A 25,447-nucleotide genomic window follows, 5' to 3' on the forward strand; every position below is an offset into this window, starting at 1 on the left:
GTAGACTAGATATAAGATTTTATTCCGGTTGATTTATTTTAATTGTATTGTTGACAATTGTTATTACAAATCTATCTAAAAGGACCGGATATTACTTCCCGGAAATTAACTGATAGGTTGCTGATTTTAACTGGTAAGGAGGGAAAAGGGGAACATCTCTCAACGGAGACGTTCCCCGCAGGATTATAATTTGTAAAAACGCCAGCTGGAGGTAAAATCCTTTGGCACAGGCTTATTCAACAGGATGGCCCGGAGCATTTCAACAGGCATCATATTCTCCCGGAGCACCGCGTCATGATATTGTTTGAACGACATCTTACCACTGTCTACCAGTTCTTTCTTCAGCGCTTCAAACTGCAATCCGCCAATCATATAGGCGATCTGGTACAGCGGGCTGTAACCGCCAACAAAAGAACGGCGTACTTCTCCTTCTGCGTTTGCCCGCTCGTGGCCTACGCGGTCTACCAGGAAATCAATACATTGCTGCGGCGTCCACTTACCGGTGTGATAGTTAATAGAGAAGATAATGCGCGCGCAACGGTGCTTACGCCAGAACAACATACCAACGCGGTCCTCCGGCGACTTTGCAAATCCCTGGTCCCATAGCAACCGTTCCCAGTACAGGGCCCATCCTTCGATCCAGAAAGGCGTTTCAAAATGGCGGTATGTTTTATAGCGGTTCTGCATAAACTCCTGGAGGGCGTGCCCTGCCAACAGTTCATGGTGAACGGTGGCGCGGGAAAAGTGCGGGTTGTTACCACGCATACTCATCATTTTGTCTTCCTGGCTCATGCTGCTAACGGGATAGGATACACTAAACTCTTCTCCACCGGTGAAGAACGGGTTCACCAGCTGCCGCTCCGGTGTCATCATAATCATGCGCCAGGTTTCTTCCGCGAGCGGTGGCAGGGTGATCAGGTCGTGTTGCTTTATAAAATCCACGGATTCATTGTAAAGCTTCACCATCTCAGCAGGTTGATCTGCCGGGGGCACGTAACTGTTCTTTACTTTCTCCATGGCTGCTTTCCAGTCTGTTCCCAATCCCATTTCTCGGGTGGCTTTTTCCATTTCCGCATCGCACCAGGCAAACTCTTTATTGGCAATGGCCAGCAGTTCCTCTGGTGTATAAGGAATCATTTCTTCCTGCAGTCCTTTGATCAGCGCGGTTCTTCCGATAGGGTGACCGGCAATACCACTGCCATCGTCGGGCATACGGGCGGTACTTTTTTCTTTATTGGAGAAAGTAGTGCTATATGTTTTCAGGAGGCTGTCCACCTGTTTATAGGGAGCAGGCACCCACCAGGAAAACAGCGGATCATAACCGTTATAAAAAGCAAAAACATTTCCCAAAGCTTCCCGTAAGCCTCTCAGAGTAGAGATACCGCGACGGATCTGCGGCAGCGTGAGCGAGCTGTCGCCTTCCAGCTGCTGTCTTTTTTTGATGATCTCCCTGGCTGTTTCGCTCAGCTGGGCGGCCAGTGCCGCTGCATCGGGTTTCTCCCCCCGGCGGCGATGCTGCTCTACCTTGTAAATTTTATCGGCAAAGGGAAACCATTTTTTTACCTGTGCGCTTTCCTGTTGTGCAAGTAACAGTTCCTCCATTGTTTGTGAAAGCCGGCGTTTAAACAGGGTGTAATCTACCTGGGCGCCTACATTAAGCCCCGCATAGTTCAGTTGCTCCAGCCGTTGCTGGTAGCTTTTTACCAGGGTGGTCATGCGGGTGAACCCTTCCGGCGAGCTGTCTACAAAGTAAAACCGGCGCAGGTTACCGGCATCCGCATCATATTGCACCATGATGTTATTCACTTCGCTGGTCTGGAGATACAGGTCATTATCCGCAGATTGAGCGGAGGCTGTTGCCTGCTGCAGCAGCACGCAGGCGAGGAGCATGTATAATTTCTTCAAAAGAGGCATATTTTACTCGTTTATATTTCTGTCAGGCGGATTAATATTCAACAGGCTTTTTACAAAGAAATCGCGGCGTTTAATTCGTCCGTAGGGGCCTCCGTCGCTGTGCCCCATACCGGGTACCGGCAGGAATTCGAAGGTCTTTCCTTTTTTAATCAATGCGTTGATCACGCGGTAAGTAGATTCCGGCGGCACGTTTGTGTCGGCCTCTCCCACTATCAACAGCAGGCGCCCCTGCAATTTCCCGGCATTGGTTACGTTGGATTGTTCTTCATATTCTTTGCCTACCGGGTATCCCATCCATTGTTCATTCCACCATTGCTTATCCACCCGGTTATCATGACAGCCACAGGAAGCCACTGCTGCCTTATAAAATTCGGGATGAAAGAGCAGCCCGCCCAGTGCGTTTTGTCCGCCGGCGGAAGTTCCGTATAGCCCTACCCGTGAGGTATCCACAAAAGGATACTTTTGGGCCAGTGCCTTGATCCAGAGAATGCGGTCCGGGAAACCTGCATCAACCAGGTTCTTCCAGCATACATCGTGGAATGCCTTTGATCGGTTGGCGGTGCCCATGCCATCGATCTGCACTACAATAAATCCAAGATCAGCCAGGCTTTGCATATCGATATAATAACTCATAAAACTCTTGGGTACAAACGCATCCTGCGGACCTGCATAGATATTTTCCACTACCGGGTACATTTTCGTGGAGTCGTAATCCGTTGGCCGGCACATTACCCCCCAGATATCTGTTTTGCCATCGCGGCCCTTCGCCGTAAAAGGTACGGGGAAAGGCACGCCGATAGCCTCCCAGCCGCTCACGTCTGTTTTTTCCAACACGGTGATCAGTTTCCCGTCGGACGTGCGGCGCAGTTCATTTACCGGTGGCACGTTTACCTGTGAGTATTTATCTATAAAATATTTTTTATCGGGAGAAAAGATTGCCTGGTGGTTACCGGTGGCCGGGGTAAGGTCCAGCAGGTGCTGACCGCTGAAGTCTGTACGGTAGTAATGGAGAAAGTAAGGATCTTCCCCCGCGTTCCTGCCACCTGCCCTGAACCAGATCTCTCTTTTCTTTGCATCTACGCTGTCTATATCCCGGACTACCCAATCACCTTTTGTTACCTGGTTTTTAATTTCGCCGGTGAGGGTATTCACCAGATAAATATGCCGCCAGCCGTCTTTTTCGGACGTCCAGAGGAGTTCATTGGTTTCCGGAAGGTAATGGGTATAAAGGCGCGATTCGTAGATGAAGGAGGGTGTTTTTTCATTCAGTATGGTGCGGGTATTGCCGTTGGTGGCGTCTACTTCTATCACGCGGAAGCGCTGATGGCCGCGGTCTACTTTTTCATAAAGGAAGTAGCGCGGGTCTTTATGCCGCCAGTGCAGTTCCGGTGCTTCAAAAAAATCGATCTGTTCTGTTTTTACTTTAGCGGTGGTTTTTCCGGCCAGGGTAAACAGGTACATATCGAAGGTGGTAAACGGATCGCCCGGTTGCTTATAGGGTTGCGAGCGCAGTTGTCCGCGGGTGGTACCGGGTACGTCGGTGAGTATGTAGTACACGGAGGAATCTTCCACGGGGTGAATGCGGTAACCGACCAGGTATTTGCTGTCGGGCGACCAGGCCAGGGCGCCATAGTAGTCGCCGGAGGCTTTTCCGTCTGTTGTAAACGGTGTAAGGGCGCCGGTGGCTACCGAGCGTACATACACGTTACCATCTATCGTGGTGGCGACCCATTGTTTATCCGGGGATACGCTATCTGTTGCAAAACTCTCCCAGCGGCTGGGTTCATGTCGCCTCACCGGACGGGTAGCGGGGTAGTCTTTAGCCAGTTGCGCAATTTTTGCGGTGTCGGTGATCACCTCTTTTTTACCGGTGGCAGCCGTCACAAGATAACCTGTTTTACTGCTGTCTTTTCCTGTAACCACATACCAGAACGACTTCCCGTCGGGCAGCCAGTTGGCCTCCACGTTGTGCCGGAAGATGGTTTTCCGGGTAATACTGTCCAGCAGCTGTACTTTTTTATATCGCTGCAATATCTCTGCATGTGAAGGCAGGTAAGGTGTTGGCTTATTTTGCTGTGCGAGCAACAGCCCGGTTGGCAGGCTCCATAAAATCACCAGGTAAAGAAATCGTTGGTATTTCATAAGTTGTGTTGATCCGCTATAATTAAATGTATACTGGACAGTTAATATTTACTCCCTGTCCGATTATTTTTTAAAAGTACATCAGGCATTGATTAGATTTTAAACGTTTTTTAATAACTTGTTCTCATATCTTCACCTAAATTTGGTTGCAATCTCTTCAAAGGTGTTAAAAAAAGAATAATGTAAGTGCATGAAAGTATTACAGTTTACGATACCTGTGGCGCATGATAAAACCATTATCACACAAAAGGACTGGCTGCCGGCTTTTTACCCGCATCTCCATCGTCATGAGGAAATCCAGCTTACGTGGATCCAGCATGGGCATGGTACTTTGATAGTAGAAAATAATATGCATGCCTTCTGGTCGAATGAAATATACTGGATAGGCAGTAACCAGCCGCATGTATTAAAGAGCGAGGAATTGCCTTTTGGCAGCAAGAATAAAAAGAACGTGCAGGCCCTTACCCTTTTCTTCAACCCGGAAGGCAAGCTGGGACCCTTGTTTGGCTTGCCGGAGTTTAAAAAGATAAAGTCTTTTATAGATCAGTCGCAAAACGGGTTTAAGATACCGGAGGCCCATGTAGTGGAAATATCCAGCCGGTTGCTGAAAATCCACCAGTCGCAGGGCATTGCACAGTTCCTGGCATTTGTGGAGCTGATCAATTTCTTCCTTACTATTAAGGACCTGGAGCCACTGATCACCGGGTCAAGGTTATCTGCTGTAAATGAACAGGAAGGAATCCGCATCGGGTACATCTACAATTATATCATGCAGCATTATGATGCGGAAATAAAGCTGGAAGATATCGCCAGGGAAGCGCATATGACGCCGCAGGCTTTTTGCCGGTATTTCAAAAAACATACGCGATTAACGTTTGTATCATTCCTGAATGAAGTACGCATCAATGAGGCCTGCAAAAAGCTGGCAGGCGGGTCGTATGATAGTATTGCCACTGTTGCCTACAATTGTGGTTTCAACAGCATAGCGAATTTTAACCGGGTATTTAAGAGTATTACCCGCAAATCGCCCCGCAGTTACCTGCGGGAATATGAGCAGCTGGAAAACCCGCCACCGGGCACTGCAACAAAATCTGCATAGTATTGATCAAAAAGCGAATAGAATTGCCAGCAAAGTAACTGTAGTTTTAGGGGAGATAAACCTGTAATATCAACCAAACTACGATTCGCTACTATGTCAGACGCTCCTACCTTTAAGCCGTCCATTAAGTTGCTGGATGCTACTATGATTGTAGCCGGCAGCATGATCGGCTCCGGAATTTTTATTGTCAGTGCAGATATTACCCGTCATACCGGGAGCGCCGGATGGCTGTTGCTGGTATGGCTGATCACCGGTTTTATGACCCTTACGGCTGCATTGAGCTACGGAGAACTGAGTGGTATGTTTCCACGGGCAGGCGGCCAGTACATCTACCTGAAAGAAGCCTATAATCCTATGACAGCCTTCCTGTATGGCTGGAGTTTTTTTACCGTGATACAAACGGCTACCATTGCCGCGGTGGGCGTAGCCTTCGCCAAATTTACCGCCTACCTCCTGCCGGCTTTCAGTGAAGAAAACGTGTTATTGTCGGCAGGAACGCTGCATATCACTGCTGCGCAGCTGCTTTCCATCGGGGTAATTGTGTTACTGACCTATATGAATACACGGGGTATTGAAGGAGGTAAAATTATTCAGACAACTTTTACACTTACCAAACTGGTAAGCCTGGCTGCGCTGATCATATTCGGACTGCTGGCGATTAAACCCGAAATATGGCAGGCCAACTGGCAGCATGCGTGGAACCTGCATCCCCTGACAACAGGTGGCAGTATATCGTCATACAGTACCATTGCCGCTTTTGGCGCTATTGCTTCCGCCATGGTAGGATCGGTGTTCAGCAGTGACTCCTGGCATAATGTAGCTTTTGTTGGCGGGGAAATAAAAAACCCCCGGAGGAATATCGGGTTAAGTCTTTTTTTAGGAACCGCGATCGTCACCATCATTTATGTGCTAACCAATATTACCTATCTCGCCGTATTGCCTTTGTCAGAAATTGCAAATGCACCAAAAGATCGTGTAGCCGTTTCCGTATCACAGGCGGTGCTGGGAAATACAGGCACAGTACTTATTGCAGTAATGATCATGATATCCACTTTTGGTTGTAACAACGGGCTTATACTTGCAGGTGCGCGGGTGTACCATACCATGGCCAAAGATGGTTTGTTTTTCAAAAAAGCGGGGGATTTAAACCGTTCTGCGGTGCCTTCCTTCGCACTGTGGATACAATGCCTCGTGGCATGCTTATGGTGTCTCAGCGGCCGTTATGGCGACTTACTGGATATGATCTCTTTTGTGGTGGTGGCCTTTTATATGCTTACCATTGCAGGCATCTTTATCCTGCGGAAGAAGCGCCCGGACGCCGACCGGCCTTACAAAGCGTTTGGATACCCGGTGTTGCCGGTGCTGTATATTTTAATGGGTATTGCTTTCTGCGGACTACTGTTTGTTTATAAACCACGATTTACCTGGCCGGGACTATTTATAACGCTGTCCGGTATACCCGTGTATTATTTTGCCAACAGGAACAACACCCGCGATAACGCATCTATCAAAAAAGAAAATATAACCACCGCTGATTCTTCTTACTAAATTATCTGTCAACCAGGGGGACTATCAAAAAATAGTCCCCCTCTTTTTTTGTGCCTTCCCCTATAAGCGTATCCTCTACGCCTTTTCGAAGTATTAATATATAATTAATCCAGTATTATAACCAGGCAAAAAACTATACATGTACATTTACAAAATTCGTTACCTTTCTGACAGAAACTGATGCGATGTTATGTAGACATGTAATTCCTTTTCTGACGAAGCATTACGACGTGCCATATTGATCATGTGAAAGACCAACTTTTTTCATCTCTTTTGGGGATCCAGTGAATTATATAAAAAAACTGCCTCCAGCGGGCAAATGTGCAATAACGATTTAGCAACTTTTATTTTATAACAACCAAAAAACTAAACGACAACACGAGAGACAGGCCGTATATCTGTTCCATTCACGTTTCTATTCAAGTTCACGTCTTATTCATTAATTATGAGGTACTCATTCACTGGAAAATTATGCTTTCTGATGGTCTTTCTATGCGCTGCCACCAGCGCAGTATTTGCTCAAAAGACCCTTACCGGAAAAGTTACCGGCGCGGCAGACGGTGCAGGTCTGCCTGGTGTAAACGTAATCATAACCGGCACCGCCAGCGGCGCCAGTACTGATGCAAAAGGGAACTACACCCTTTCTCTACCGCCGGGTGCTAAATCGGTTTTGTTCTCGTTTATCGGCTACGAACCACAAACGGTTACCATCGGTGAACAAACCGTTATCAACGTATCACTGGCCGCAGCCACCAAGGGATTAGGCGAAGTAGTGGTAGTAGGTTACGGTGTGCAAAGTCGCCGCGACGTTACCGGTACCATCGCTTCCGTTAAAGGAGCCGACATCAAAAACCTTCCTGTATCAGACGCCGCGCAAGCCATCCAGGGCCGCGTAACAGGCGTGGATATTGTACGGTCGGATGCTGCCCCCGGCAGCACGCCTGCCATCCGTATCCGCGGTACAGGCACCATCAATAATGCCGACCCATTGATCATTATAGATGGCGTACCGGCAGGCGGACTCGCAGATGTAAACCCTAACGACATCGCCTCCATGGAAATACTTAAAGATGCGTCTTCCTCCGCAATATATGGTACCCGCGCCGCCAACGGCGTGGTGATCATTACCACCAAAAGAGGAAACTATGGAGAAAAACTGAAAGCATCGGTCAACTTCTATCGCGGCGTTACCAATACCATCCGCTATATCCCGCTGCTCACCGCACCCGACCTGGTAAAACTGAAACAGGAACGCTATACCAACGATGGCGTGGCAATAGAGCCCATCTGGCAGGATCCTTACTACGCCACTCAACGCACCGACTGGCAAAAAGCATTGTTCGGCTCCGGTGATATTACCAATGCAGATGTGAGCCTGCGCGGCGGCAACAACACCTCCAATTATATGCTCAGTGCCGGTTATTATAACGAAAATGGTATCATCACCAATTCCTATTTCAAAAGATACTCGGTGCGCATTAACTCAGAACACAAGCTGGGTAAGCGTTTGAAAGTAGGTGAAAATCTGCAGCTCACCTATAAACAAAACAGCGGCCCGGATACCTACTCTTCCCAGACAGGTCTTATTTTCAGCGCCCTGCGCTTTAACCCCGCCATCCCCGTTCACAACCCCGATGGCAGCTGGGGCACTTCCAAAGCCAGCAATGAACTCGGTGATATCAACAACCCCGTATACACCGCGGAAACCACCGACACCTGGACCAAAAACTATCGCATGCTGGCCAGCGTATACGCTGAACTGGAAATCATGGATGGCCTCACCCTGCGCGCCAACTATGGCTTTGACGGCAGCCTGATGAACCAGTTCAACTTCGCGCCTAAAGTACTGGATCAAACCAGGGCACGCGATCATGCAGAACTTTTCAATCGCAGCGAAAGCTATAACAACCAGCTGAGCGAAATTTTCCTTACCTACAATAAAGTGCTGGCAAACGTACATCACCTCACCGTTACCGGCGGTTACTCCCAGCAAACCTATAACGGCTCCTGGAACCAGGCGGAAAGATGGGGCTTTAATGATGAATCGAAAGACCAACTGGTACTGAGTAACGGCAACGATATTCACGATGCAAAAGGCAATTACTTTAATGCCAACGCTATCGCATCCGGGTTTATCAGGGGCTTCTATGGCTTTAAGGATAAATACCTGCTCACCGTTACCTTCCGTGCAGATGGCTCGTCCAGGTTCTCACCGGATCAACGCTGGGGCTACTTCCCCGCTTTCTCCGCAGGCTGGCGTATTTCAGATGAAACCTTCTTCAAAGACAACGTAAAAGTCGTGAGCAACCTGAAAATCACAGGCGGCTGGGGACAGCTGGGTAATCAAAACGTTACTGAATTCCAGTACCTCGCGCAGATTGATAAAGACCGCCGCTATAACTTCGGCGAAACAGCCTACACCGGCGTATGGAACTCAAGGCTCGCCAACCCTGATATCACCTGGGAAAAGGCCGAAATGACCAACATCAGCCTGGAAGCCGGCTTCTTCCACGATAAACTCAATACCACCATCACCTGGTTCAACAAAAACACCAAAGACATGCTGGTACCCGCTCCTGAAATGGACCTCCACGGCACTTCTGCCATCCCCGACCGTAACCTCGGCCAGCTGAGCAACAAAGGCTGGGAAGTGGAAGTAGGCTACCAGGGCGGCAACGACAAGTTCCATTACAATGTAAGCGCCAACGCTTCTTTTATTAAAAATGAAGTAACCAAACTATACGACCCTTCTTCTTATATCGGTTCCACTCCCTATGGCCGGCAGGGACAGGAAATTTCCCGCACCTATGTAGGTCAGCCACTGGCCTCTTATTATGGCTGGAAAACAGGTGGAATCTACCAGACCGCTGATGAGATCAACAACGATCCCAACATCAGCAAAGATCCCAACAAAGCCAATATCAAACCGGGTGATGTGCGTTTCCTCGATACCAACGGTGACAATATCGTAAATGATAAAGACCGTGTAAACCTGGGCAGCCCCAATCCTAAAATGGTATACGGCATCCAGGCCAGCGCGGGTTACAAAGGGTTTGACCTGAGCCTTTCCTTTGCGGGTGTGAGTGGCGTAAAACTTTACAACGCCGATAAAATGCAGGGCATGGATCCCAACTATCCATATAACCTGTATGCAGATGCCCTGAACCGCTGGCATGGCGCCGGCACCAGCAATTCCGTACCAAGGATGACCCTGGGCAATGCCAATCAGAATAACCGCACCTCCGACCGCTTTGTGGAAAACGGCGATTACTTCTCCCTGAAAAACGCATCGCTGGGATATACCATTCCTTCCAAAGTATGGGGCCGCAGCGGCATTTCAGATATCCATGTATACGTGGCCGCGCAAAACCTGTTTATCCTCACCAACTACTCCGGTTTAACCCCCCAGCTGGGTTATAACTACGGTACCGGCGATGGCAACAGGCAGAGAGGAGTAGACGTAGCCGCCTATCCGCAGGCCAGGACCTTTACTTTTGGCGCTACCCTCAACTTTTAATTCACGGCAACCTTAAATTAACTACCATGCAACGGATCAAAATATATATTAGTACTCACGGCATTACTCTTTGCCGGCTGTAAAAGCGTACTCGATGTATCTCCCAAAGGAGTGTACAGCACCGGCAACTACTGGCGCAACCAAAGCGATGCCCTTGACGGGGTAACCGGTATCTATAATGTTTTACTGGAAGAAGATTATACCGGCTTTAATGAGTTTGTATTCGATAACTGCTCAGACGACCAGGTACGCGGCGGCGACCATGATTATGACGCCGTGATAGAAGACTTCACCTACGATGCTTCCACCTACAGCGTACGGGTAGGATGGAGATGGAAATATGAAACGATTAACCGCTCCAACAACGTGCTGATCTATGTTCCTAAAATTACAGACATTGATCCGGACATCAAGAACCGTTGTCTCGGTGAAGCACACTTCTTCCGCGCATTCGCCTACTGGCGCCTGCTGCTGATCTATGGCGAAGCCCCTATCATCACAGAAGATGATGTGCTCAAATCTTTCTATAACAAACCAAAAGTAACGGCCGATGAACTGCGGGCCCAGATAGAAAGCGATCTCCTGGCCGCCGCCGACCAGCTTCCTGAAACCTACGACGACGCCAATAAAGGCCGCGTAAGCAAAGGTACCGCCTGGGGACTGTTATGTAAACTGTATATGAACTGGTCGAAACTGGACAAAGCCATCGAATATGGTAGCAAAGTAGTTAGCAATACTAACTATAAACTGGCAACAAACTATGCCGATAACTTCAGTGTAGCCACCGGCAACAATTCAGAAATGCTGCTCGCCGTTCAAACAGTAGACGGAAACGGCTACTCCGATTTCATCACCTATCATGCTCCACGCAACTGGAACGGATGGAGCTTCTTCTACCCTACCAAAGGACTGGTAGATGAATTTGAAGCAGGCGATCCCCGCAAGAATATCTGCATCATGCAACCCGGTGATAAAGTAAACATCGGTACCGGTATTGCCACTTATGAAGCATCGGCTTCCTGGAGCGGTTATCACTATAAAAAGTTCTGTAGCTGGAAACCTTCCGGCGGACTCGACTACTCCCTCAAAACACCGCTGATGCGCGCCGCGGATATTTACCTGCTGGTGGCAGAAGCAAAGATCCGTTTAAACGGCCCGGGCGCCGGCGACTCGGAACTCAATGCCGTTCGTAAACGCGCTTCCGCCAGTTTACCGGCAGTTACCAATGCCGGCATGGCAGCACTGATGCATGAACGCAGGGTGGAACTATGCGGGGAAAATGAACGCCACCAGGACCTTCTGCGCTGGGATAAAGCCAACCTCGTAGACATTGTGGCGTTGTACAAGAAACCAAAGCTGGCGTATGATGGTACCGTGATTACACGAGGGGGAGCCCCACGTATTTTCACGAAGCCTAAAAACTATTTCTTCCCGATGCCGCAACAGGAAATCGACAGAAGTAAAGGCACACTGGTGCAGAATCCGAATTATTAGCGCAGGAACCGCCTTCGGCGGTGGAAATTGTCTTGGAGCAGGATTACGCTGATTTTGCTGATTATAAGGATTTGATCTTTTGGATTTTTATAAGATTAAGGAAGATAGAAGCGAATATTTAAAAGACTTCGGGGAGATATAAGCGGATATACTCGCTTACATCTCCCCGAAATCATTTATAAAATCCAAAAGATCAAATCCTTATAATCAGCAAAATCAGTGTAATCCTGCTCCAAGACAATTTAAAAACCGCCGAAGGCGGTCCTCCCCTTACTTCACCGAAAACTTATACACCGTTGTTTGTGAAAACGTTTCACCCGGTTTCAGGATTACGTTCGGGAAAGAAGGTTGATTAGGAGAATCGGGGAAGTGTTGTGTTTCCAGGCAAAGCGCCGCGTTCTGCACATACTTCTGCCCGTTACGTGTATTCGTGAGCGTGCCATCCAGGAAGTTGCCGGTATAGAACTGAATACCGGGTTGGGTGGTAGCTACTTCCATATAACGGCCGCTGGTTGGGTCGTACAGGGTGGCAATGGTTTCCAGCACCCCTTCCTGTTTGTCCAGTACCCAGTTATGATCATATCCGCCTTTTACTTTGCCGATATCAGCACCGATCTTTTTGGCAGTGGTAAAATCCATTGGGGTACCTTTTACCGGGTCCAGTTTGCCGGTAGGAATCAGCTTATCATTTACCGGGGTATAACGGCTTGCCTTCAGCGACAACTCATGTCCGAGGATGGTGCTGTCTTTTCCCGCAGAAAGATTAAAGTAAGCGTGGTTGGTAAGGTTTACCGGGGTCGCTTTATCGGTGGTTGCCTTGTAGGTGATCTGCAGGGCGTTGTCCGGTGTAAGCGTGTATACCACCGTAGCCTGGAGGTTACCGGGATATCCTTCTTCTCCGTCTTTGCTGTTATATACCAGTTGCAGGCTGCTGTCACCGGCAGGAGTGGCTGCCCATACTACCTTATCAAATCCTTTCAGTCCGCCGTGAAGCGTGTTGCCGTTATTATTAGTGGCGAGTTTGTATTCCTTGCCATCCAGTGTAAACTTAGCATTGGCAATACGGTTGGCATAACGGCCTACCAGTGCGCCGAAATAAGGCTGGCCTTTTTGCTGGTAGCCTGAAAGTGAGTCGTAAGACAATACCACATTGCCTTTCTGTCCTTGTTTGTCGGCAGTAATGATATCTGTGATAGTACCGCCGTAATTCAGGATCTTTACTTCCATTCCGTTTGCATTCTTCAGGGTATACTGCAAAACTTCCTGGCCATCTGCCTGGCCAAAGCTTTGTGGGCCAGCTGTTACAGCCGTTGCTGTGGAATCCTTACTTTCTTCCGTCTTCGCAGCATTGTTGTTGCAGGAAGCCAGCATGGTGCCACCGGAGATCACGAGGGCGGTTAGCGCCTTAAAGTTCATGTCCATAACGTATTTTGATGTTAAGTGAAAAAGAGTCACTAAATATCGGGATAATCCGGCTAAAGTCAAATATTTTTATTTAAAATTTATTGTCACAAGAACAATTAAAACGCGATTGATTAAAATACGTGTACTTTCTGTCAATAATTGGAAAGTAAGTATACACCGGGCTAACTAGCTTTAGCCTGTTAAATTCTGATGAAATGAAAAGACTGCTCCTTACGGGATTGTTGCTGGCCGGCAGCGTTCCGCTGTACTATAGCGCCTGTGCCCAATCTTATGTACCAGGGTGGAAAGAAAGCAAGATGAAAGTGTTGCCTACAGCCACTATAAAAGCATACCCGTTCCCGATAACGGACGTCACCCTCCTGGACGGCCCCTTTAAAACGGCTATGCAGGCGGATGCGCGATACCTTTTAAAAATAGATCCCGATCGCCTGCTGTCGGCTTTCCGCACCAATGCGGGATTGCCCGCAAAAGGGAAGCAATATGGCGGCTGGGAAACCGGCGGACTGGCAGGCCACACCATGGGTCATTATTTGTCGGCCTGCGCCATGCAATACGCCGCCACCAAAGATACCGGCTATCTTAACCGGGTGGCCTACCTGGTAAGCGAGCTGGCACTGTGCCAGCAAAACCGCCACAATGGCTATATCGGGGCCTTCCCCAACGATAATAAGCTATGGTCTGAAGTCGCTGCCGGCGATATCCGCTCCAGGGGCTTCGATCTTAACGGTGGCTGGTCGCCCTGGTACACCGTACACAAAATTATGGCAGGGTTACTGGATGCATGGCTCTACTGTAGTAACGCGGAAGCATTGAAGGTAAACAAAGGGATCGCGGACTGGACCGGTGACGTCATCAAAAACCTGTCGGAAGAACAGATGCAGAAAATGCTGATCTGCGAATACGGCGGGATGGCGGAAACACTGGTGAATACCTACGCCCTGAGCGGCGATAAAAAATACCTGGACCTCTCCTATCGCTTTTATGATAAACGTATCCTTGATTCACTAGCTATCGGGAAAGATATATTACCAGGCAAGCACTCCAATACCCAGATCCCTAAAGCCATTGCCAGCATCCGCAGGTATGAGCTGAACAAAGATCCCAAAGATGCCGCCATTGCCAGGTATTTCTGGGAAGTGGTAACCAGGGATCACTCCTATGCCAATGGCGGTAACAGCAACTATGAGTACTTCGGACCAGCAAGACAGCTCAATGAATCGCTCACAGACAATACCACCGAAACATGTAACACCTATAACATGCTCAAGCTCACCAGGCACTTGTTTGCATTGGAGCCACAGGCGCGTTTCATGGACTACTACGAAAAAGCATTATACAATCATATCCTGGCATCGCAGCATCACGAAACCGGTATGATGTGCTACTTCATTCCCCTCCGCATGGGCGGCCACAAAGAATACAGCGATGAGTTTGAAACCTTTACCTGCTGCGTAGGCTCCGGAATGGAGAATCATGTGAAATACGGTGAAAGCATTTATTACCGCGGCGCCGATGGCAGCCTGTTTGTGAACTTGTTTATTCCTTCCGTACTTGAATGGAAAGACAAAGGTATTACAGTAAAGCAGGAAAATAACCTCCCGGCAGATAATCGTATAACCCTCACCGTTAGCACTAAGAAAACAACGTCATTTACCCTTCGCATCCGTAAACCGGCATGGGCGCGACCAGGTATTACACTGAAAGTAAATGGTGCGGAGCAATCCCTGCAAACAGATGAAAGCGGATACTTCGTGGTTACCCGGAGCTGGAAAAACAGCGACCAGGTAACGCTTACCCTGCCAGCCGATGTGTATACAGAGGCGCTTCCCGACAATCCTAACAGGCAGGCATTGTTTTATGGCCCGGTGTTATTATCCGGTATACTCGGCGAGAAAGAACCCGATCCGGTAAGCGGCGTTCCGGTACTGGTAGCGCCTAACGGGCAACCCAGCACCTGGATCAATCGCAGCAACGACCCCGGCACACTGGTGTTCCGCACTGCCGGCACCGCAAAACCAATGGACGTTACACTTACGCCCTTTTACCAAACCCGTAATGAGTATTACACCGTATACTGGGATGTGTTTACGCCGCAAAGCTGGCAGGAACAGCAGGGCAAATATGCAGCGGCTAAAAAAGCGCAGCAGGAGCTGGATGCGCGTACTACCGACATTCTTCGCCCGGGTGAAATGCAACCGGAACGTGATCATGAATTCACCGGCGAAAAAACCAGCACCGAAGAAGAACATGGACGCAAATGGCGCATTGCCTGGCCCGGAGGATATTTCTCCTTTAATATGAAAGTAGATCCCAACTCCCGTCATTCGCTGCAATGTACTTATTGGGGCATGGATAACCGGGGCCGTACATTTGATATCATCGTAGACGGCACTACTATTGCCACTGAAGATATCAACAAATTCAAGGAGAGCAGGTTCTATCCTATCTCTTATCCCATCCCTGAACATCTTACGAAAGGAAAGCAAAGCGTGAATATCCGTTTCGTACCAAAAGCCAATAACAGCGCAGGCCCACTGTATGGCTGCAGAATGGTGAAAGAATAAAAAAACGGGCGTTAGCGGAGTGGATCCGCTAACGCTGTTTTACTACCGGCCACCCGTTTTCCCATTGCAATAACTCCACTCTCAATGTTGGTTTTCCCCCGTCGCCGGCATCATAACCATGAAAAACGAGATAATCATTTCCATTAAATGCCACTACGGCATTATGCCCAACGCCATGCCAACGGGCATCTCCCGCTAATAGCAGCGAGCCGCCGCCATCGGTCATTCGCCGGTTTTCTTTATCAGTATAAGGTCCCAGTAATTGTGCAGATCTGCCCACCATCATTTTGTAGGTACTCTTTTCACCGCGGCAACAATAATCGAACGAAACAAAAAGATAATAGTAATGCGCTTTCTTATAAATAAAAGGCGCTTCTATTGCAGCATTTCCGGGTAAAGCATCCGCAATCCCTTCATCGCGGTGACGCGCGGCCAACGTGTACCACACCTGTGGCACAGCCGGGCGTGTAGCCGTACTATCCAGTTTAAACATTTTGATGCCACCCCAGAAAGAGCCGAAACTCAGCCATGCCGTACCCAGGCTGTCCGTAATAAAATTGGGATCAATGGCATTCCAGTTATCCCTGCCGGGAACAGATTGTATCACCATGCCTTTATCAATCCATTGAAAACCGGGCGATTGCGGATCCAGTGTTTTGTTAACCGCCACACCAATGGCAGAAGTATTTTTCCCAAACGCGGAAACTGCATAATACAAATAATACCATCCGTTGTAGTAACTGATATCCGGCGCCCATGTATGCCCTTTAAAGCCTGGCACAGCAGCCTTTGTCCAGGCAGGTGGCGCAGTAAATACTGGTGGTTGCCGGTTCCAGTTTTTCATATCGGGAGATGAATACACCGTAATCCCGTTTCCCGTACAAAACAAATACCAGGTACTATCCTGGCGGATCATTACCGGATCATGAACAAACTGCGCCTGGCTATGCCATGCGTAAAAAAGTAGAATCCAAATTAATCCCCGTTTCATGATCATTCTTTTTATAACAAAAAAAAGGCGGCAGAAAAAACTTTCTTGCCGCCGTATATACTTGCCAGATGGCTATTTATTTATCTTCGCACGGATCACGTAAAAGGACCAGGGTGCAATATCCGTACGGATTGTTTTTCCTTTGATGTTTATATTTTTTTCTTCCGGGGAGATGCCGGTGGGACGGTCCAGCGAATTAAGACCCTGAAGATCATTGCTACGAAGCGTAGTTAACTTCCCGTTGGCAGCAATGCTTTTTACACCCTGCACTGCTACTGCTACCGGCTTAACGGTAGCGGACGTGTTCACCAGTTTGATGACCAATTCACCCGTGGCGTCATCTACTACCGTGGATGCATATACGCTATCCTGTCCGCTGATTACCTGGTTACCTTTCAGCATGGGTACCACTGCAGTGCCTTTGTTATTGGCATACAGTTTTTGCACATAGTAGTTAGGGGTACCATAGGAACGCAGGTTATCAAACCAGATAAGGTCGGGCGTCCACTGCCATCCATCCACATGTGCCAGCAGCGGCGCATAGGAAGCCATTACCACTACGTCGGTATTGCGTTCCAGTCCAGTCATGAAGGCGGCTTCTGCCAATGCCGACTGCCAGTTGTTTTTATTATCCCCGTTGCCTACTCCTTTGCTGTGTGCAGCATATTCGCCGGCAAAGATCTTAGGCCCTTTACGGTCGTAGGAATCATAGCGTGCTGCGTTGCTGAGGAACCATTCGGGAGAGCTGTAATAGTGCTCGTCGAGGATATCTGCATTCAGTTTACGCAGCGTGTCGTTGAGGAAAGTAAATCTATCACCGTCAGGGCCAGGGCCAAGACTGTTTATCAGCTTGATATCCGGATACTTGCTTTTAATGGCTTTTGCAAAAATAGTGTAACGTTCTACGTATTGCGGTCCCCACTGCTCATTGCCTACGCCCATCATTTTCAGGTTAAACGGCGCCGGGTGGCCCATTTTTGCGCGCAGCGCGCCCCATTTGGAAGTTACGTCGCCATTGGCAAATTCAATCAGGTCCAGTGCGTCCTGGATGTAAGGGTCCAGTTCATTCACGGCTACCACTTCTCCGCTGTTAAACTGACAGGCCATGCCGCAGTTGAGGATCGGTAAAGGCGAGGCGCCTATGTCTTCCGACAACTGAAAATATTCAAAGAAGCCAAGTCCGAACGACTGGAAGTAATCCGGTGTGGCGCGATGTGGAAATTCGTTGTTCCAGCGGTTGATGATCAGTTCACGGTCATTCACATCGCCTACTGTTTTCTTCCACTGGTAGCGGTTTACCAGCTCGCGTCCTTCCACGATGCAGCCGCCGGGGAACCGGAGAAAGCCGGGATGCAGGTCGGCCAGCAATTGTACGAGATCGGTACGAAGCCCGTTGCTCCGCTCCTTCCAGGTATGTTGCGGGAACAGGGAGATCATGTCAACATCTATCACCCCATTGCCGCTGAAAGTTACTTTCAGTTTGCCTTTGGACGCGGTGGCAGCAGCGGTGAAACTGGCTTTATACTGCTGCCAGCTGCTGCCGGCAGGTGATACAGTGGTGCTGCCTATTTCTTTACCCGCATCATCGAGTAAGGTAACGGTGAGCTTTACCGCAGCGCCTTCCTGTTGCCGGGCATACAAAGAGAAATTGTACTGTTCCCCACTCTTAATACCCATGCCGCGGAAACCTTCATTCACTATTTCAAAACTACGTGTAGCCGGCATTGTTATCCTGGCAAAGCGTGGATTGGATGGGTGGTCTTCCTGCCGGTTGACGACCACTATCTGCCCACTAGCTACCGCGTTCCTTGGAACGCTCCAGCCCATAAGCGGCGTGCTGAACTCAAAGGACCGGTTCTTTACCAGCTCCGCATAAATACCGCCATCAGCACTGAGGTTAATGTCCTCAAAGAAGATACCCCACATATTGGGCGATACCGGCGTTTTTATTTCGCCGGCCTTTACGGTAAAATTCAACGGTTGCTGGGCTGCCAACGGCGTGGTATAAACGCCCATGAGCAGTGATAATGCCGTAATAATACGTTGTGGTTTCATATAATTATTCCAGTTTTTTCTTGCCCCGGATTGTTCAAACCCGGTGAGCACTAATAATTTATCCACTTTACCTTTTCGTTTATACCCCGTCGTTATGTTGCAGCATGTGCGGATCGGGAACAAAGTTCAGGAAGGCGTGGAAATTGGCGTTATACTTTTTCCGGTCGATCCTGTAATAAAAGGCGCCCTTCTTGGAGCTTAGCTTGTCTTTGTCCGCGAGCTTTACCAGCAGTTTGGTAGAAAGGATCTTGCGGCTGAAATTACCTTTATCGAAAGAGATGTTATAAACAGATTCGTACAGGTGTTGTAGTTGTGGGATGGTGAATTTAGCCGGAAGCAGTTCAAGCAGCAGCGGGTGCAATGCAGCCTTATAACGCAGCTTCTCCTTTGCCAGGTCTACCATCGCTTTATGATCGAAGATGAGGTCCGGATGGTGGTTAATAGGAAACCATACCGCGTGAAAATCCTCATTCAGCTGCTGTTTGTATTTCTGAATATCGATCAGTGCGGTGTAAGCCACCGATACAGTACGTTCTACCGTATCACGGGAAGGGGAACTGAAGGTATGGAGCTGCTCCATATAAATGCCATCCAGTCCGCTGAGATTTTTTAACACCCTGCTGGCGGCATCTTCAGCGCTTTCGTGCTCCTGTATAAAACCGCCTACCAGGCTCCATTGCCCTTTACAGGGCTCAAAACCCCTTTGTATCAGCAGCAGTTTCATTTCCTGGCCATCGAAGCCAAAAATGATACAATCAACGGCGAATAATAACCGGGTCTGCTGCGAATATCTTTTCATAACAATAAATTAGGCGGTAAAAGTACAACGCGGATTTTGTCTTTCTCGCTGATTACGCTGATTATAATGATTTTCTTGATTTTTATTTTTTCTATAGTTCCGGTAAAACCTATCTAAAAATCGTGTAAAATCAAAAAGAATAAAATCAAAAAATCATTATAATCAGCGTAATCAGCGAGAAAGACAACCTTCGCTTACCAGAAGCGGATGTACAGCGCGGATAATAACAACAATGTTATTACGATCAGCACAGTGGTTGCCGGGGTAATTTTGAACATAGCCTTATCAAGTACAAAGGCTTTCGGATTTACTTTTGGTCCTGCGAAGCTGATAACGATCATCACGATCATGGTAAACATAAAGGCCAGTCCCATACAGATGAGGAAAGGAATTTCGTAACCGCCTTTACCATTTGGATAGGCTGTATAGAAAATTGTTTCATGTCCAAGTACGGCAGGTGCAAACTGGTTAAAGAACACACACAGCGTAAACCCGGTGATAATCCCTGCTACAGCAGCGGCGCCGGTAGTGCGTTTCCAGAACATACCCAACAGGAACATGGCAAATACGCCCGGACTGATAAAGCCGGTATATTTCTGGATAAAGGTAAATCCGCCCTCACCGCCAATACCCAGCAAATCGTTCCAGGTAAAGAGGATGCCCAGCAACATGGCAGCTACTACGGTGATGCGACCAGTCCATACCAGTTTTGCTTCAGAGGCATCCTTCTTAATATATTTACGGTATATATCCAGGGTAAAAATAGTAGAGATACTATTGGCCTTACCCGCCAGGGAAGCTACAATAGCAGCAGTTAATGCCGCTATGGATAAGCCTTTCAACCCGGAAGGTAAAAAGCCGAGGATCGCTGCGTAAGCGCCATCTTTACTGGCCAGGCCAGGGAGGTGTCCGTTTTTCTGCAGCACATATGCCGCAATACCCGGCAACATGACGATGATGGGCATCATGATCTTCAGTAAGCCCGCGAAGAGGATACCGTTACGGGCAGTTTGCAGATTGGCTCCCAGTGCGCGTTGCGTGATATACTGGTTGCAACCCCAGTAGTTGAGGTTCACGATCCACTGACCGGCGGCATACATCAGGATCCCCGGAAGCACCAGGTATTTGTTGATATAGTCCTGCGAAGAGTTGGCATCCGGTTTTGCCAGGATCATATGAAAGTGATCCGGCGCATCCTTCATGAGGGCATTGAAGCCAGCCAGGGCATTGTGTCCCAGGCCAAACTTTTCACTCACCAACGTGAGGGCCATATAAGTGGTGGCCAGTCCGCCGATAATCAATACCGCCACCTGGATCACATCTGTATAACCGATTACCTTCATACCGCCGAGTGTAATAATGATGGCAAATATGGAGAGCGCAATCATCACCACATGCAGGTATTCGCCTCCCAGCAGGCCATTGATGGCCAGTGCGCCGAGGTATAAAATGGAGGTGAGGTTAACGAACACATAGAGAAATAACCAGAAGATAGCCATGATCAACGCTACCGTTTCATTATACCGCGTTTTCAGGAACTGCGGCATGGTATAAATTTTATTCTTCAGGTAGATGGGAATAAACCAGACGGCAATGATGATAAGGGCTATTGCAGCCACCCATTCATAGGCTGCTACTGCAATACCTACAAAATAACCATCACCGCTCATGCCGATAAACTGCTCTGCAGAAATATTTGATGCAATCAGGGATGCCCCGATTGCCCACCAGGTAAGGGTTCCTTCAGCGAGGAAGAAGTCTTTTGTATTCGTTTCGGTTTTCTTTTTTCGTTTGTATATCCAGTAACCGTATACGGAAACAATAATGAAATAAGTAATGAAGACGAGTATATCGCCGGTGGAAAGGATGTTTTGCATAACGGGCAGTTTATTAGCTTTTGCTTTAAGAAGTTGGCAAGTTATAAAGCAGCCGGCGGTGGTGCTTAAGCGCCTCCCGCCGGCAGGTGGAATTATTTATAGGATACATCGTTCCAGCGCAGTTCATTCTTGAACTCACGCAGGTCGGTGTTCTTCCCTATCAGTGCCAGTTCAATACCCGCCATTTCTGCAAAGTCCTGCATATGTACGGAGGTGAGGTTTTGGCTGTAACAGGTATGATGCGCGCCACCAGCCAGTATCCAGGCGGTGCAGCCTTTTTTCATATCGGGATAAGGTTTCCATAACACGCGGGCTACCGGCAGCTTTGGCAGATCCTTCGGCGGTTCCACTGCTTCTACCTCATTTACGAGCAGGCGGAAACGGTTGCCCATGTCCACCAGTGAAGCGTTGATCGCTGGTCCTGCCGCGGAATTGAATACCAGTCTTACCGGGTCTGCCTTCCCTCCTATGCCCAGCGGATGCTTCTCACAGGATGGTTTTCCGCTTGCAATGGATTCGCAGATCTCCAGCATATGGGAACCGAGCACCATTGGATTAGACGGGTCAAAATGATAGGTATAATCTTCCATGAAAGAGTTACCACCTTTTAAACCGCTGCCCATTACTTTCATGGCCCGCACCAATGCGGCTGTTTTCCAGTCGCCTTCACCGGCAAAACCGTAACCGGCTTTCATCAGGCGTTGCACTGCAATGCCCGGCAGTTGTATCATACCATGCAGGTCTTCAAAGGTATCGGAGAACCCTTTGAAGTTCCCGTCTTCCAGGAATGCTTTTAATCCGAGTTCTATGCGGGCCGCATCTTTCAGCGCAGGGTCCTGCAGCAGTGCGGAAGATATCGTATATGCATCTCCGTATTCCTTTACCAGGGAGGCCACTGCTCCATCGGAAATGCCATTGATCACACTTACGAGATCACCAATGCCATGCGTGTTGCAGGAGAAGCCCAGTTTGGATTCTGCTTCTACTTTATCGCCATCGGTTACCGCCACGAAGCGCATGTTGTCGCCGAAACGAACAAACCGTGCTCCCTGCCAGTCGTGCCAACCGGCGGCTACCCTTGCCCAGGCGCCCAGTTCCTCCAGTACTTCCGGATCCTGCCAGTGGCCGGTGATCACCTTGCGGCTCATCCGCATGCGGCTCATCATAAATCCGAACTCCCGGTCGCCATGAGCGCTCTGGTTCAGGTTCATGAAGTCCATATCTATTTCACTCCAGGGGATATCGCGGTTGAATTGAGTATGCAGGTGGCAGATAGGTTTGGATAATGCTTTCAGGCCACGGATCCACATTTTAGCCGGGGAGAAAGTATGCATCCAGGTGATTACCCCGATACAGTTAGGAGCAGCATTGGCTTCCATACATACGGCGTAAATTTCGTCCGGTGTTTTTACAGTGGGTTTGTAAACCACCGTAACGGGTATGCGTGTATCCTTGTGCAGGGAGGCGGCAATTTCCTGGCTGTGTGCGGCTACCTGTTTCAATGTTTCTTCTCCGTACAGGTGCTGACTGCCGGTTACAAACCAGATTTCGAAATTCTTCAGATTAATCATGTTGCTTGGTTTATTGCCCGTAATAGGAATTGGGGCCGTGTTTACGTTCAAAATGTTTCCGGATCAGCGCATCTTTCAGTCGTGGTGCATTCCCGTTAATCGACTCCGTGAGATACGCCATTTGTGCCACTGATTCCAGTACGGCGCTGTTGTAAACTGCTTTGGCGGGAGTTTTGCCCCAGGTGAAGGGCGCATGGTTTCCTACCAGGATCATTTCAATATCTTCGTAGCTAAGTCCTCGTTCCGTCAATGCATTCATGATCTGGAAGCCGGTCTGGTATTCATAGTCACCGGCAATCATTTCATCAGACATCGGCGGGGCGCAGGGAATATCCACGGTGTTATGGTCGGCGTGCGTAGTGCCATAAATGGGAATATCGCGCAGACTCTGCGCCCATGCGGTAGCATAAGTGGAGTGCGTATGCACGATACCTCCAATGTGTTCCCAGTGCTTATATAATACCGCGTGGGTGAGGGTATCAGAAGAAGGCCGCAATTGCCCGTCTACTGTTTTACCATCGAAGTCCACTATCACCATTTTTTCGGGAGATAGTTCCGGGTAGGGAACACCACTGGGTTTGATGGCAAACACGCCCAGCTGCCGGTCTGCTGCACTTACATTCCCGAAGGTGAAGAGGACCAGTCCCAATGCGGGCAGTTGCATATTGGCTTCGTATGCTGCCTGCCGGATATGTTGATACTGTTGCATACAAAATTAGTCAATGGTGATGGCGGCAGTAAATGCGCCTAATGCTTTATACTTCTGGTACCTGTTTTCGTATATGCCAGCGCGTTGGCTATCCGGGTGATAGGTAACTTCAAATCCCTGTCCCATTGCTTCCATCGCATCTTCCACCCTGTTGAACAATCCTGCTGCGGTGGCGGCAAACATGGCGGCGCCGAGGGCGCAGGTTTGTTCGGAGCGGTGAATACGGATCGGCATATTCATCACATCGGCCATCATCTGCATGATGAACGCCGACTTTTTGGCTACGCCGCCAATGCCTATCAATCCTTTTACAGGAACGCCTTCCCTTTCAAATCTTTCTACAATGGCTTTGGCGCCAAAGCAGGTAGATTCCGCTACAGTGCGGAAAATACGCGGTGCGTCTGTAGCGAGGTTCAGGCCGGTGAGTGTACCTTTGAGCGACTGATCCGCGTCTGGTGTACGGCGGCCGTTAAGCCAGTCGATACCCAATTCACTGTGTTCTTCCGGCGGGATCTGTGCTGCCTGTTTTGCCAGTTCAACGATCATCCTGGCGGAAGTTTCCTGCGCCAGTTTAGCGGCAGTTTCTGCATCAATCAGGGAAGACGACGGCAGGAGGTGCTGTAACGGCCATGCCAGTACGTTACTGAACCAGGCGTACGCATCACCAAAGGCCGATTGCCCTGCTTCCATGCCCATCATACCGGGGATTACAGAACCCGGTACCTGTCCGCAGATACCTTTTACCAGTGTATGTTTCATTTCGTCCATAGGCGCCACCAGCATATCGCAGGTGGAGGTGCCCATTACCTTGCTGAGGTGGTAGGGCTCTATTTGTCCGCCTACCGCACCCATGTGCGCATCAAACGCACCGATGCCTATTACTACGCTGGTAGGAAGCCCCAGCCGCTCTGCCCATTCGGGGCAAAGATGACCTGCGGCTTCGCCGGAGGTGTATGTTTTTGTAAAGAGCCGTTGTGTGAATCCCTGTAATAACGGGTCAATGGCGGAGAAGAATGCATCCGGCGGAAGGCCGCCGAATTCTGCTGCAAACAGCGCTTTGTGCCCTGCGCTGCAAACGCCGCGTTTCAGCTGGCTGACATGTTTTCCTCCGGAAAGCAGGAATGGTATCCAGTCGCAATGTTCCACCCAGGAGTAAGTGGCGTTTCTAACGGCTTCGTCTGCACGAAGAATATGCAGCAGTTTTGCCCAAAACCATTCCGATGAATAAATGCCGCCCACAAAGCGGAGGTAATTTTCTTCAAATGTAGCGGCAGTGGCGTTGATCGCCGCTGCTTCCTTCAGGGCGGTATGATCCTTCCATAACACAAACATGGCGTTTGGGTTATCCTGAAAGGCCGGTGTAAGCGCCAGTGGCGTACCGGTTTCGTCAACCGCTACCGGTGTGGAACCGGTGGTATCTACCGAAATAGCTTTAATATTGGCGGCAGCTCCGGGGCCGGCCTGTTGCAGGCATTGCCGGATGGTGGTTTCCAGTCCTTCCACATAATCCAACGGGTGCTGGCGGAACCGGCTCTGGGCCGCATTGCAGTACAGGCCGTCTTTCCAGCGCGGGTAATAAAATACTGCCGAGGCGATTTCATTCCCGTTATGCACATCTACGATGATAGAACGTACCGAATCGGTACCGTAGTCTACCCCTATTACCCAGGATGAATTCATATTGAACGTTATATTGACACTTATAAAAAAAGGTAAAAAATTACGAATGACGGCGGGTAGAA

General features: G+C 49.0%; 15 protein-coding genes. 5 read left to right on the forward strand and 10 right to left on the reverse strand.

Features of this window, described 5'->3' with window-relative positions; all coding sequences use genetic code 11:
• Positions 1-183: 183 nt before the first annotated feature.
• Together QFZ48_RS00440 and QFZ48_RS00445 are read right to left on the reverse strand one after the other, a co-directional pair.
• Positions 184-1,905 carry a DUF885 family protein gene (locus QFZ48_RS00440; protein WP_429060603.1) on the reverse strand — a complete coding sequence of 574 codons (1,722 nt, stop codon included), beginning with the start codon at positions 1,903-1,905 and terminating at the stop codon, positions 184-186.
• 12 nt (positions 1,906-1,917) lie between these two features.
• The gene (locus QFZ48_RS00445; protein ID WP_429060605.1) at positions 1,918-4,056 is read right to left on the reverse strand and encodes a prolyl oligopeptidase family serine peptidase; all 2,139 of its coding nucleotides are present in this window, start codon (positions 4,054-4,056) and stop codon (positions 1,918-1,920) included.
• Positions 4,057-4,246: 190 nt separating this feature from the next.
• Here QFZ48_RS00445 and QFZ48_RS00450 point away from each other — a divergent pair, with 190 nt between their 5' ends.
• The 4 genes from QFZ48_RS00450 (at position 4,247) to QFZ48_RS00465 (ending at position 11,714) form a co-directional block, all read left to right on the forward strand.
• A complete protein-coding gene (locus QFZ48_RS00450) occupies positions 4,247-5,155 on the forward strand; it encodes an AraC family transcriptional regulator (RefSeq protein ID WP_429046569.1) in 909 nt (302 codons plus the stop codon).
• A gap of 93 nt (positions 5,156-5,248) precedes the next feature.
• Positions 5,249-6,703, forward strand: a complete 1,455-nt coding sequence (locus QFZ48_RS00455; RefSeq protein ID WP_429046567.1) for an APC family permease — start codon at positions 5,249-5,251, stop codon at positions 6,701-6,703.
• Between the two features lie 481 nt (positions 6,704-7,184).
• Positions 7,185-10,220, forward strand: coding sequence for a SusC/RagA family TonB-linked outer membrane protein (locus tag QFZ48_RS00460; RefSeq protein WP_429060607.1), 3,036 nt, complete (start codon positions 7,185-7,187; stop codon positions 10,218-10,220).
• 111 nt (positions 10,221-10,331) lie between these two features.
• Entirely contained in the window at positions 10,332-11,714 is a 1,383-nt protein-coding gene (locus QFZ48_RS00465; protein WP_429060609.1) for a RagB/SusD family nutrient uptake outer membrane protein, read from the forward strand.
• Positions 11,715-11,984: 270 nt separating this feature from the next.
• Here QFZ48_RS00465 and QFZ48_RS00470 read toward each other — a convergent pair whose 3' ends face one another.
• Positions 11,985-13,136 carry an aldose epimerase family protein gene (locus QFZ48_RS00470; RefSeq protein ID WP_429060611.1) on the reverse strand — a complete coding sequence of 384 codons (1,152 nt, stop codon included), beginning with the start codon at positions 13,134-13,136 and terminating at the stop codon, positions 11,985-11,987.
• Between the two features lie 197 nt (positions 13,137-13,333).
• Here QFZ48_RS00470 and QFZ48_RS00475 point away from each other — a divergent pair, with 197 nt between their 5' ends.
• Entirely contained in the window at positions 13,334-15,703 is a 2,370-nt protein-coding gene (locus QFZ48_RS00475; RefSeq protein ID WP_429060613.1) for a beta-L-arabinofuranosidase domain-containing protein, read from the forward strand.
• Between the two features lie 28 nt (positions 15,704-15,731).
• Here the strand turns inward: QFZ48_RS00475 and QFZ48_RS00480 are convergent, their stop codons facing one another.
• From QFZ48_RS00480 to QFZ48_RS00510, 7 genes are all read right to left on the reverse strand, one after another.
• Entirely contained in the window at positions 15,732-16,694 is a 963-nt protein-coding gene (locus QFZ48_RS00480; protein ID WP_429060615.1) for a family 43 glycosylhydrolase, read from the reverse strand.
• Between the two features lie 72 nt (positions 16,695-16,766).
• Complete coding sequence (locus tag QFZ48_RS00485) at positions 16,767-18,815, reverse strand: alpha-L-arabinofuranosidase C-terminal domain-containing protein (protein ID WP_429060617.1); 2,049 nt, start codon at positions 18,813-18,815, stop codon at positions 16,767-16,769.
• A gap of 13 nt (positions 18,816-18,828) precedes the next feature.
• The gene (locus QFZ48_RS00490; protein WP_370911878.1) at positions 18,829-19,548 is read right to left on the reverse strand and encodes an NUDIX hydrolase; all 720 of its coding nucleotides are present in this window, start codon (positions 19,546-19,548) and stop codon (positions 18,829-18,831) included.
• 194 nt (positions 19,549-19,742) lie between these two features.
• The gene (locus QFZ48_RS00495; RefSeq protein WP_429046558.1) at positions 19,743-21,425 is read right to left on the reverse strand and encodes a sodium:solute symporter family transporter; all 1,683 of its coding nucleotides are present in this window, start codon (positions 21,423-21,425) and stop codon (positions 19,743-19,745) included.
• Between the two features lie 92 nt (positions 21,426-21,517).
• Positions 21,518-22,996, reverse strand: a complete 1,479-nt coding sequence (araA, locus tag QFZ48_RS00500) for an L-arabinose isomerase (protein WP_429046557.1) — start codon at positions 22,994-22,996, stop codon at positions 21,518-21,520.
• A gap of 10 nt (positions 22,997-23,006) precedes the next feature.
• The gene (locus tag QFZ48_RS00505) at positions 23,007-23,705 is read right to left on the reverse strand and encodes an L-ribulose-5-phosphate 4-epimerase (RefSeq protein ID WP_429046556.1); all 699 of its coding nucleotides are present in this window, start codon (positions 23,703-23,705) and stop codon (positions 23,007-23,009) included.
• A gap of 6 nt (positions 23,706-23,711) precedes the next feature.
• Positions 23,712-25,385 carry a ribulokinase gene (locus QFZ48_RS00510; protein ID WP_429046555.1) on the reverse strand — a complete coding sequence of 558 codons (1,674 nt, stop codon included), beginning with the start codon at positions 25,383-25,385 and terminating at the stop codon, positions 23,712-23,714.
• Positions 25,386-25,447: the final 62 nt, after the last annotated feature.

Source organism: Chitinophaga sp. W2I13 (assembly GCF_050434005.1).
Taxonomy (GTDB): Bacteria; Bacteroidota; Bacteroidia; order Chitinophagales; family Chitinophagaceae; genus Chitinophaga.

Excerpts from the sequence above, each read along its gene's own strand:
- QFZ48_RS00475 (WP_429060613.1), top strand. The coding sequence starts at position 13,334 with ATGAAAAGACTGCTCCTTACGGGATTGTTGCTGGCCGGCAGCGTTCCG.
- QFZ48_RS00470 (WP_429060611.1), bottom strand. The coding sequence starts at position 13,136 with ATGGACATGAACTTTAAGGCGCTAACCGCCCTCGTGATCTCCGGTGGC.
- QFZ48_RS00445 (WP_429060605.1), bottom strand. The coding sequence starts at position 4,056 with ATGAAATACCAACGATTTCTTTACCTGGTGATTTTATGGAGCCTGCCA.
- QFZ48_RS00480 (WP_429060615.1), bottom strand. The coding sequence starts at position 16,694 with ATGAAACGGGGATTAATTTGGATTCTACTTTTTTACGCATGGCATAGC.
- QFZ48_RS00490 (WP_370911878.1), bottom strand. The coding sequence starts at position 19,548 with ATGAAAAGATATTCGCAGCAGACCCGGTTATTATTCGCCGTTGATTGT.
- QFZ48_RS00455 (WP_429046567.1), top strand. The coding sequence starts at position 5,249 with ATGTCAGACGCTCCTACCTTTAAGCCGTCCATTAAGTTGCTGGATGCT.
- araA (WP_429046557.1), bottom strand. The coding sequence starts at position 22,996 with ATGATTAATCTGAAGAATTTCGAAATCTGGTTTGTAACCGGCAGTCAG.
- QFZ48_RS00460 (WP_429060607.1), top strand. The coding sequence starts at position 7,185 with ATGGTCTTTCTATGCGCTGCCACCAGCGCAGTATTTGCTCAAAAGACC.
- QFZ48_RS00510 (WP_429046555.1), bottom strand. The coding sequence starts at position 25,385 with ATGAATTCATCCTGGGTAATAGGGGTAGACTACGGTACCGATTCGGTA.
- QFZ48_RS00505 (WP_429046556.1), bottom strand. The coding sequence starts at position 23,705 with ATGCAACAGTATCAACATATCCGGCAGGCAGCATACGAAGCCAATATG.
- QFZ48_RS00495 (WP_429046558.1), bottom strand. The coding sequence starts at position 21,425 with ATGCAAAACATCCTTTCCACCGGCGATATACTCGTCTTCATTACTTAT.
- QFZ48_RS00450 (WP_429046569.1), top strand. The coding sequence starts at position 4,247 with ATGAAAGTATTACAGTTTACGATACCTGTGGCGCATGATAAAACCATT.